Raw genomic sequence first — 9,183 nt, 5'->3', positions numbered from 1 at the left:
TCTCGCCACACACCTACACGTTGCAGGCGCTAGGCGCGCGCCACGCGGCCCGAGACAAAATGGCCCACATCATTAAACCCCGGTGTGGACGAGTGCCCCGGCGTCACCAGCGAATCAATAAAGGCCTCATCTTCAGCGCTGATCTTCACCTCCAGCGCGCCGGTGTACGCGTCCCACTGCGCTTCGGTGCGCGGCCCGACAATTGCCGAACTCACGGCCGCGTTGTTCAGCACCCAGGCAATCGCAAACTCGACCATGCCGACGCCGCGCCCTTGGGTGTACTGCTGAATCTGTTGGGCGATGCGCAGTGACTCCACGCGCCATTCGGTTTCCAGAATGCGTTTGTCCTGACGCGCTGCACGGCTGCCCGCTTGAGGAGCGACGTCGGGTGCGTACTTGCCGCTGAGCACGCCGCGCGCCAACGGGCTGTAAGGCACCACGCCCAGGCCGTAGGCGGCTGCGGCGGTGAGCTGCTCGACCTCGGCCTGGCGATTGACGATGTTGTACAGCGGTTGGCTGATGATCGGCTGGTCCACGCCCAAACGCTCGGCCACGCGCATCACTTCGGCGATGCGCCAGCCCCGGTAGTTGGACAGGCCCCAATAGCGGATCTTGCCCTGGCGGATCAAATCGCCAATCGCCGACACCGTGACTTCCAGCGGCGTGTCATGGTCTTCGCGGTGCAGGTAATAGATGTCCAGGTAGTCGGTGTCCAGGCGCGTCAAGCTGGCTTCCAGCGCGTTGAAAATGCGCTTGCGGCTCAACCCTCTGCGATTCGGCACGCCGTCGGCCGGGCCGATGCCGACCTTGGACGCCACCACCCAGTCCTGGCGATGACGAACGATGGCCTCGCCGACGATTTCTTCGGAACGCCCGCCGGTGTAGACGTCGGCGGTGTCGATAAAATTGATGCCCTGGTCCCAGGCCTTGTCGATGATGCGCAGCGAGTCTTCGGTGTTGGTCTGTTCGCCAAACATCATGGTGCCCAGTGTCAGTGCGCTGACCTTCAACCCGGACTGGCCCAATGTGCGGTAAATCATGCAAAGCTCCTCATGGCAGGGAAACGTGAACCCTGCAATACCAGACTCGAGGGCTCTGGAACAAGCCCGGCGCGTGTTTCTTCATGCACTGAGCAAGACCTGACAGCGTGTCTGCAGAAATCGGTGCAGCACTTTCACCCGTTCCGACACTTGCAGGCGGTGCGGGCACATCAGGTTGAACGGCGTGGGTTCGCCTTGCCAGTCGGGCAACAGCGGCACCAGGCGCCCGGCCTTGATATCACTGGCGATGTCCAGGTTGGCCTTGTAGGCAATGCCATGGCCGGCCAGGGCCCAGCGCCGCACAATTTCGCCGTCGTCGCTGAGGTAATCGCCCGTCACCTCGACTTCCTGCAGCAGTGCGCCCTGGCGAAAGTACCAGGTGTTGTTGGCCTGCCCACGGCGCATGTAGCGCAGCGTGCTGTGCTGCGCCAGGTCTGCCGGCGTGCGCGGTGTGCCATGGCGTGCGAGGTAGTCGGGGCTGGCGCAGGGAATGCGGTGGTGGCCCGGCACCACCGGCAGCGCGACCAGGCTGGAGTCGCGTGGCACGCCAAAGCGCAGGGCAATGTCGACGGTGTCGCGGAATAAGTCGGCGTTGCTGTCGTTGAGCAACAACTGCAAGCGGATGTTCGGGTGTTCAAGCTTGAACTCATCCAGCCAACCCAGCAGCACATTGCGGCCAAAATCCGAGGGCGCCGCCAATTGCAATAAACCGCTGAGGCTCTGGCCTTGCTGCTTGATCGCCTGCTCACCTTCCGACAAAGCTTCCAGGGCGACCCGAACGCTGTCCAGGTAGCGCCGGCCTTCTTCGGTCAGGCGCATGCTGCGCGTGGAGCGGGCCAGCAGGCGGATGCCCAGCCGCGTTTCCAGGCGCTTGAGCGCAATGCTCGCCGCAGCCGGTGTGAGGTTGAGGCTGCGCGCAGCCGCTGACAGGCTGCCGGTGTCGGCGGTGCGCACGAACACTTCAAGGTCGAGGGTTGAGCTCATTTGTAAAAATCCTTTAAAGATCTTGTCGTTTTACCGGGATTTTTCGCTGATTGCCAAGCTGAGAAGATCAACGCTCACTTTCTTAGTCAGGTAGTTAACCCATGGCATCTTCCCTCAGCGGTAAAACCGTCATCGTCATCGGCGGCAGCAGCGGTATCGGCGCCGCCGTCGCCAAAGCGGCCACGGCGCGAGGCGCACAGGTGGTGCTGGCCGGGCGCCGGTTGACGTCCGGTGTCGACAACGGCGTACGCAGCGAGCCGGTGGATGTGACCGACACTGCGTCCTTGCAACGCTTGTTCGAGGCGGTGGGGCGCTTTGACCATCTGGTCTACACCTCTGGGCCGTCGGTGCGCGCCAAACCCTTGCTCGACACCGACCTGGATGAGGCCCAGGACAATTTCAACGTGAAGCTCTGGGGCTCGTTGCGCGCGATTCAACAGGCGCTGCCATTTCTCGACGAGCGCGGCAGCATCACGCTGACCTCTGGCCAACTGGGCCGTAAATTGGCGCCCGGCCAGCTCATCAAGACCGGCATCAATGCCGCGACCGAGGCGCTGGGTAAACAACTGGCGAAGGAACTGGCGCCACGGCGGGTCAATGTGATCAGCCCGGGCGTGATCGATACGCCTGCTTATGCAGGCTTGGCAGAAGAACAGCGCCAGGCGATGTTTGCCAAGGCCGGCGGGGCTTTGCCGGTTGGGCGCGTGGGGCAGGCTGAAGAAGTGGCGGCGGGGTACGTGCTGGCCATGGAGAATGGCTTCGTCACCGGCGCGGTGATCGACATCGACGGCGGTGGCCTGTTGTAAACCCGGCAAACAAAAGTGGGAGCGGGCTTGCTTGCGAAAGCAGTCTGTCAGTCACCGAATGTATCGACTGAACCACCGCATTCGCGAGCAAGCCCGCTCCCACATTGAACTGATTGCTGCCGGGCGCGCGTTATACCTTCAATGTGCGCGTCATGCGCAGCGCCAGCACACTGCCGGCAACGATCACCGCAGCCAGCAAGTACAACGCCACATCCGTGGACCCGGTGGCATCCTTCACAAACCCTACGATATACGGGCTGAGGAAGCCGGCCATCTGGCCCATGGAGTTGATCAGCGCCAAACCACCGGCCGCAGCGCCGGCACTGAGCATGGCGGTCGGTACCGGCCAGAACATCGGCAGGCCGGTGAGGGCGCCCATGGTGGCGATGGTCAGGCCAAGAATCGCAATCGCTGGGGTGGTGGCGAAATTCACGGCGATCACCAAACCGATAGCCCCCATCAACATCGGCACCACCAAATGCCAGCGACGCTCCTTGCGCAAGTCGGCGGAGCGGCCCACCAGCAACATGAACACCGCGGCCAGCAGGTACGGAATCGCGCTGAGCCAGCCAATCACCAGGTTATCGCTGAAGCCCAGGCTCTTGATGATCGACGGCAGCCAGAAGTTGATCGCGTACACGCCGCTCTGGATGCAGAAGTAGATCAGGCCGAACGCCCAGATGGCCGGGTTCTTGAACACCTCGCCGAGCGAATCTGTGGTGGTTTTCGGCTTGTTCGCCAGATCCGTCGCCTGGTCGGCCTCCAGCACTGCACGCTCATGTGGCGTAAGCCACTTGGCATTGGCAAAGCTGTCGCTGAGCAGGAAATAGGCGAGCACGCCCAGGATCACCGTCGGGATGCCTTGCAACACAAACATCCACTGCCAGCCGGCCAGGCCACCCTGGCCGGCGGCAAAGTGGTTGAGGATCCAGCCGGAAAACGGGCTGCCGAGCAGGCCGGACACCGGGATCGCCGACATGAACAACGCCATGATCCGCCCACGGCGGAAGGTCGGGAACCACTGTGAGAGGTACAGCACCACGCCTGGGAAGAACCCGGCTTCAGCGGCACCGGTCAACAGGCGCAGGCCATAGAAGTGTGTTGGCGTGGTCACGAACAGCAAGCACGTGGAGAGCGTGCCCCACACGATCATCATCAGCGCAATCCAGCGCCGCGGGCCGAACTTGGTCAGCGCCAGGTTGCTCGGCACGCCGCACAGTACGTAACCGATAAAGAAAATCCCGGCCCCCAGGCCGTACACCGTTTCACTGAATTTCAACGCATCGAGCATCTGCAACTTGGCAAAACCAACGTTTACCCGGTCAAGGTAATTAAACAGGTAGCAGATGAAAATGAAGGGGATCAGGCGCAGGGTAATGCGCTTGTAGATGGCGTTTTTATCGTCATCGGTGGCCAGTGTGGCAGCGGCGCTCTGTGACATGTCAGTCTCTCTTTATTATGATTTTTCGCGATGCGAAGGTAACGTTGATCGCCCAATGAGTCTCGGCCACCTTGCGGGGTGCTGTCTTTGTGCTTGCGCACAGTCAAGCACGCTTTGCGCTGTGCCTATGACCAACTCGCTTTTTTCAGGAATTTAGCCCCATGTTCGAGCTGGATCATGACCTGGCGCAGGATATCGTCAATCGCACCATGGCGATCCTGCCCTACAACGTCAACGTCATGGACAGCCAGGGCCTGATTCTGGGCAGCGGCGAGCCGGAGCGCATCAATACCCGCCATGAGGGCGCGCAGCTGGTGCTGGCCAACGGCCGGGTAGTCGAGATCGACGGCCAGACTGCCAAGCACCTCAAGGGCGTGCAGCCGGGCATCAACCTTCCCTTAATGCACGACCAACGCCTGATCGGCGTGCTGGGCATTACCGGTGAACCCGAGCTGTTGCGCACCTACGCCGAACTGGTGCGCATGACCGCCGAGATGTTGGTCAGCCACCGTCATCAGCAAGCCGAGCAGCAATGGCGACGCCAGCGGTGCGACGACCTGCTCGCGTTATTGCTGGCCGAACGCGGTGAATCGCCGCGCCTGGTGGACGAGGCCCAGCAACTGGGGCTCAAGCCGCACATGCCGCGCACGCCGTACCTGTTTGAGCTGGGCGTGGGTCAGTCGGCCGAAGCGCTGAGCGCCTGGCTGACCAGCCGTTACCCGGACAGCTGGTGTGTCAGCTCTGCGCAATTCTCTCTGTTGTGGTGCCGGCCGGCGGCGGTGCAGGTGGACAACCCTCGGCTGCTGGAAAAACTTCAGGGCCTGGGCTGGAACATCCTGCGGGTTGCCGTCGGTGGGCAAGCCGATGGCCTGGCGGGCTTGCGCCGGTGTTATCGCCGGGTCGGCGATCTGTTGGCCTACGGTCGTGACATCTTGCCCCACTCGCGTTTGTTGACGCTCAACCGCTATCGCCTGCCGGTGATGCTCTGGCGCCACCGCAACGACGATGCGCTGGATGAACTGCTGAACCCGTTGCGCAAAGTCCTGGCCAAGGACACCAACGGCCAACTGCTTGCCACGCTGCGCAGTTGGTGCGACCACGACGGCCAGAGCCAGGCCTGCGCCGACGCGCTGGGTATCCACCGCAACAGCTTGCGCTACCGCATGGAACGCATTGCCGAGCTCAGCGGCGTCGACCCGTTGACCCTCGACGGCATGCTGGCCCTGTACCTTGGCGTACAGCTTTTGCCCCAGGCTTTGTCGGAATGAACAACAAACCTGCGCCACACTTGTGCATCGGACCGGCGTCATTGCCGCAGCCAACTGGCAGCATGGGCGTTATAAAAACCGGAGAACGCCCATGAAAATCATCATCGCCCCCGACTCGTTCAAGGACAGCCTGAGCGCCGAAGGCGTCGCCCAGGCCATCGCCGAAGGCTTGGCCGAGGTCTGGCCGCAGGCACATCTGGTGCAGTGCCCGATGGCGGACGGTGGCGAGGGCACGGTGGATTCGGTGCTTGCTGCCTGCAATGGCGAGTTGCGTAGCCAGACGGTTCGAGGCCCCTTGGGCGCGTCGGTTGAGGCTCGCTGGGGCTGGTTGGCCGACAGCCATACCGCGATTATCGAAATGGCCGAAGCCAGTGGTTTGCAACTGCTGGCGCCGGGCAAGCGCGACGCCTGTTCGAGCAGCACTTACGGCACGGGCGAACTGATCCGTGCAGCCCTGGACGCCGGTGCCCGGCGCATCATTCTGGCAATTGGCGGCAGTGCGACCAACGATGCCGGTGCCGGGGCGATGCAGGCGCTGGGTGTGCAACTGTTCGATGCGCAAGATCAGGCACTTGCCCCGGGTGGCCTGGCGCTGGCGCGGCTTGCGCGGATCAGCCTTGAGCAACTGGACCCACGTTTGGCTCAGGTGCGTTTTGACATTGCTGCCGATGTGAACAACCCGCTGTGTGGCCCGCACGGCGCGTCTGCCATTTTCGGCCCGCAAAAAGGTGCCAGCGCGCAGCAGGTCCAACAACTGGACGCAGCCCTTGGTCACTTTGCCGATCACTGCACCAAGGTCCTGCCCAAAGACGTGCGCGATGAACCCGGCAGCGGCGCCGCCGGTGGCTTGGGTTTTGCCGCCAAAGCATTCCTTGGCGCGCAATTTCGCGCGGGTGTGGAGGTGGTGGCCGAACTGGTTGGTTTGGACGCAGCGGTGCAGGGGGCTGATCTGGTGGTCACCGGCGAAGGCCGTTTCGACGCCCAGACCCTGCGCGGCAAAACCCCTTTCGGCGTGGCGCGCATCGCCCAGCAGCACAACGTGCCCGTCATCGTGATTGCCGGCACCCTGGGCGAGGGCTACGAGCACATGTACAGCCACGGCGTGAACGCCGCATTCGCCTTGCCGTCCGGGCCGATGAGCCTCGAACAGGCGTGCAGCGACGCGCCGCGCCTGCTGCGCGAGCGTGCGGCAGATATTGCGCGACTGTGGCGCACCGCGACCGGGCGCTGACGCAACGCCGTGAACGTGGGACAATCCGCGCCGTTTTTCGACACGGAGAGTCCCCATGCTGCGCACCGCATTCCTGGCCCTGCTGCTGACTGGCATCAGCGCCCCGGCCCTCGCTCAACCCGCGACTGAAACCGTCCCGCTGCTGCGGGAAATCAAGAATTGGGTCATCGGCTGCGACAACCTGCGCAATTGTCACGCCCTCAGCGCGCCCAGTGGCGTTGATGAGCAAGACGACAGTTCCCTGACCTTGCATATCTGGCATCAGGCCGGCCCCGAAGGGTACCTGCGGTTGCGCGTTGATCATCGCGGTGAGGCGCTGGACCTTTCGACCCTGCAATTGGATGGAAAGCCCCTGGGTCAGGCACTGACGCGCAGCCTGGAGGTGCAGTTGGACGATCAGCGTGTTGATCCCCAAATGCAGTCCTACGGCGTGATCGAGGACGCGCCGGCGCGGCTCTGGCTGCAGCGCTTGCGCAACGGCCAGCGTTTGCAGTTACCTGGCGATGACACCGCGCATGTGTCCCTGAGCGGGCTAAGTGCCTCGCTGCTATTGATGGACGCGGTGCAAGGGCGGGTGGATAACGTCACCGCACTCGCGCGGCCTGGCAAGGGCGCGGCCAGCGACGTGCCGGCACGCTTGCCGCCACCGGTGCTGCGCCCGTTCACGTCGGCGCCAGCGCTCAACCACCAGGAACAGGCCGCACTGGCCGCCGCAGCGGTGAAGGCGATCAACAGCACCGACACCGCGATGAAACCCGAGGCCGAAGTCGGCGCCCTGAGCGAGGCTCAAGCCCTGACAGTGGTGCACTATGACTGCGCGGCCTACACCTGCGAGTACGAAGTCAGCAGCCGCGAGCGCAAGGCGCCGTACTCCGAAACCACCTTGAGCATTCAACCGTTGCCCTTGGACGGCGCTGCCCTGCAAGGGTCGGTGGGCTACGACCCAACCACCGGCACCCTGAGCTATTTCTACAAGCTGCGTGGCGTGGGTGATTGCGGTGAGGGCGGCGTCTGGGTGTTCGACGGCAAGGCTTTCCAGCTGCGCGAGTTGCATCAGATGCCACGCTGCAATGGAGTGGGTTACGGCGATTGGCCGTCGCTGTGGACGACAGTGCCAGCACCCTAGCCAGCCTGCGGGCTTGGCCTCTACACTGGGCGGCCACTTGTTTTTCCAAGGAAGAAACGCAATGCACACACCTGAATCCCCTGTCGTGATCCAGCGCTTCACCGAGGCCCACCTTGAAGGCGTCGCTGCGCTCTACAACGAACCGGCTGTGTGCCGTCAGGTGCTGCAAATGCCTTTCCAATCGGTGCAGGCTTGGCGTAACAAACTGGCGCTGGATGACGAGCGGCGGCTGCAGCTGGTGGCGATGCATGCAGGGGAAGTGATCGGCCAGCTTGGCCTGGAGCAAACCCTGCGCGTGCGGCGCAGCCATGTCGGTTCGTTCGGCATGGGCGTCGCCAGCGCCTGGCAAGGCAAGGGCGTCGGCTCCAGGCTGTTGGCGGCCGCGCTGGACGTGGCCGACAACTGGATGAACTTGCGCCGCGTCGAACTGACGGTGTACGCCGACAACGAAGCGGCGCATAACCTCTATCGCAAGTTCGGCTTCGAGGTCGAAGGCCGGATGCGCGATTACGCCCTGCGTGACGGCGTCTTCGTCGACACCCTGAGCATGGCGCGCCTGCGTCAGTCGGCTTAACCCTGCAGCGCAAACGCCACCGCAGCCTGCGCATGCAGCTCGGTGGTGTCCAGCAATGGCAGGTTGCTGTGCTGCGGTTTGATCAGCAGACCGATTTCCGTGCAGCCCAGAATGATCGCCTGGGCGCCACGTGCGGCCAGCGACTCGATCACCCGCTGATAGACCTGGCGCGAGGCGGCGCTGATCACGCCGACACACAACTCCTCATAGATGATTCGGTGCACGGCCTGGCGCTCGTCTGCGTCGGGCACCAACACGGTCAAGCCCTGGGCGGTCAGGCGCGAGGTGAGAAAGTCCTGCTCCATGGTGAATGCCGTGCCCAGCAAACCGACCGTCAGCGTACCGGCCGCTACCGCAGCGGCACCGGCCGCATCGGCGATATGCAGAAACGGAATCGACACGGCCGCCTCGATACGCGGCGCCACCCGATGCATGGTGTTGGTACACAGCACCACGCAGTCCGCACCGCCGGCCTGCAAGCGGCGCGCCGCATCCTCGAGGATCAGCGCGGCGTCATCCCAACGGCCGGCATGCTGGGCCTGTTCGACCGGGCCGAAATCCACGCTGTACATCAACAGTTGCGCCGAGCGCAGCGGGCCCAGCTGGTCACGCACGCGCTGGTTGATAATGCGGTAATACTCGGCGCTGGACTCCCAGCTCATGCCGCCGATAAGGCCGATGGTGCGCATGCGATGCTCCTGACAGGGGATGTC

At 63.4% G+C, this 9,183-nt stretch carries 9 protein-coding genes; 5 read left to right on the top strand and 4 right to left on the bottom strand.

The genetic code is table 11. The features are described from left to right. Window positions 1-29: 29 nt before the first annotated feature. The gene (locus FPT15_RS11120; protein WP_145160862.1) at window positions 30-1,040 is read right to left on the bottom strand and encodes an aldo/keto reductase; all 1,011 of its coding nucleotides are present in this window, start codon (window positions 1,038-1,040) and stop codon (window positions 30-32) included. Between the two features lie 81 nt (window positions 1,041-1,121). Continuing rightward, the gene (locus FPT15_RS11115; RefSeq protein ID WP_145160860.1) at window positions 1,122-2,024 is read right to left on the bottom strand and encodes a LysR family transcriptional regulator; all 903 of its coding nucleotides are present in this window, start codon (window positions 2,022-2,024) and stop codon (window positions 1,122-1,124) included. Window positions 2,025-2,125: 101 nt separating this feature from the next. On the opposite strand from FPT15_RS11115, the gene FPT15_RS11110 reads away from it, so the two are divergent. Then, window positions 2,126-2,830, top strand: a complete 705-nt coding sequence (locus FPT15_RS11110) for an SDR family oxidoreductase (RefSeq protein ID WP_145160858.1) — start codon at window positions 2,126-2,128, stop codon at window positions 2,828-2,830. A 130-nt stretch (window positions 2,831-2,960) separates the two neighbouring features. Here the strand turns inward: FPT15_RS11110 and FPT15_RS11105 are convergent, their stop codons facing one another. Then, window positions 2,961-4,271, bottom strand: a complete 1,311-nt coding sequence (locus tag FPT15_RS11105; protein WP_145160856.1) for an MFS transporter — start codon at window positions 4,269-4,271, stop codon at window positions 2,961-2,963. A 161-nt stretch (window positions 4,272-4,432) separates the two neighbouring features. Here FPT15_RS11105 and FPT15_RS11100 point away from each other — a divergent pair, with 161 nt between their 5' ends. From FPT15_RS11100 to FPT15_RS11085, 4 genes are all read left to right on the top strand, one after another. Then, a complete protein-coding gene (locus tag FPT15_RS11100; RefSeq protein WP_145160854.1) occupies window positions 4,433-5,539 on the top strand; it encodes a sugar diacid recognition domain-containing protein in 1,107 nt (368 codons plus the stop codon). A 91-nt stretch (window positions 5,540-5,630) separates the two neighbouring features. After that, on the top strand, window positions 5,631-6,770 hold the full coding sequence (locus FPT15_RS11095; protein ID WP_145160852.1) for a glycerate kinase: 1,140 nt from the start codon (window positions 5,631-5,633) through the stop codon (window positions 6,768-6,770). Window positions 6,771-6,825: 55 nt separating this feature from the next. After that, entirely contained in the window at window positions 6,826-7,896 is a 1,071-nt protein-coding gene (locus tag FPT15_RS11090; protein ID WP_145160850.1) for a DUF1176 domain-containing protein, read from the top strand. 61 nt (window positions 7,897-7,957) lie between these two features. Then, the gene (locus FPT15_RS11085) at window positions 7,958-8,470 is read left to right on the top strand and encodes a GNAT family N-acetyltransferase (RefSeq protein WP_145160848.1); all 513 of its coding nucleotides are present in this window, start codon (window positions 7,958-7,960) and stop codon (window positions 8,468-8,470) included. Here FPT15_RS11085 and FPT15_RS11080 read toward each other — a convergent pair. Continuing rightward, window positions 8,467-9,159 (bottom strand): aspartate/glutamate racemase family protein, encoded by a 693-nt coding sequence (locus tag FPT15_RS11080; protein WP_145160846.1) that lies wholly within the window; start codon window positions 9,157-9,159, stop codon window positions 8,467-8,469. The two genes, FPT15_RS11085 and FPT15_RS11080, sit on opposite strands and share 4 nt — an antisense overlap. Window positions 9,160-9,183 lie beyond the last annotated feature (24 nt).

The organism is Pseudomonas sp. RGB (assembly GCF_007713445.1).
Classification (GTDB): domain Bacteria; phylum Pseudomonadota; class Gammaproteobacteria; order Pseudomonadales; family Pseudomonadaceae; genus Aquipseudomonas.
Note: the sequence above shows the minus strand (reverse complement) of the source record. Positions and strands in the feature narration are given on the sequence as shown.

Bases quoted from the DNA above. Each gene is read 5' to 3' on its own strand.
- FPT15_RS11120 (WP_145160862.1), bottom strand. From the start codon at position 1,040: ATGATTTACCGCACATTGGGCCAGTCCGGGTTGAAGGTCAGCGCACTG.
- FPT15_RS11115 (WP_145160860.1), bottom strand. From the start codon at position 2,024: ATGAGCTCAACCCTCGACCTTGAAGTGTTCGTGCGCACCGCCGACACC.
- FPT15_RS11110 (WP_145160858.1), top strand. From the start codon at position 2,126: ATGGCATCTTCCCTCAGCGGTAAAACCGTCATCGTCATCGGCGGCAGC.
- FPT15_RS11105 (WP_145160856.1), bottom strand. From the start codon at position 4,271: ATGTCACAGAGCGCCGCTGCCACACTGGCCACCGATGACGATAAAAAC.
- FPT15_RS11100 (WP_145160854.1), top strand. From the start codon at position 4,433: ATGTTCGAGCTGGATCATGACCTGGCGCAGGATATCGTCAATCGCACC.
- FPT15_RS11095 (WP_145160852.1), top strand. From the start codon at position 5,631: ATGAAAATCATCATCGCCCCCGACTCGTTCAAGGACAGCCTGAGCGCC.
- FPT15_RS11090 (WP_145160850.1), top strand. From the start codon at position 6,826: ATGCTGCGCACCGCATTCCTGGCCCTGCTGCTGACTGGCATCAGCGCC.
- FPT15_RS11085 (WP_145160848.1), top strand. From the start codon at position 7,958: ATGCACACACCTGAATCCCCTGTCGTGATCCAGCGCTTCACCGAGGCC.
- FPT15_RS11080 (WP_145160846.1), bottom strand. From the start codon at position 9,159: ATGCGCACCATCGGCCTTATCGGCGGCATGAGCTGGGAGTCCAGCGCC.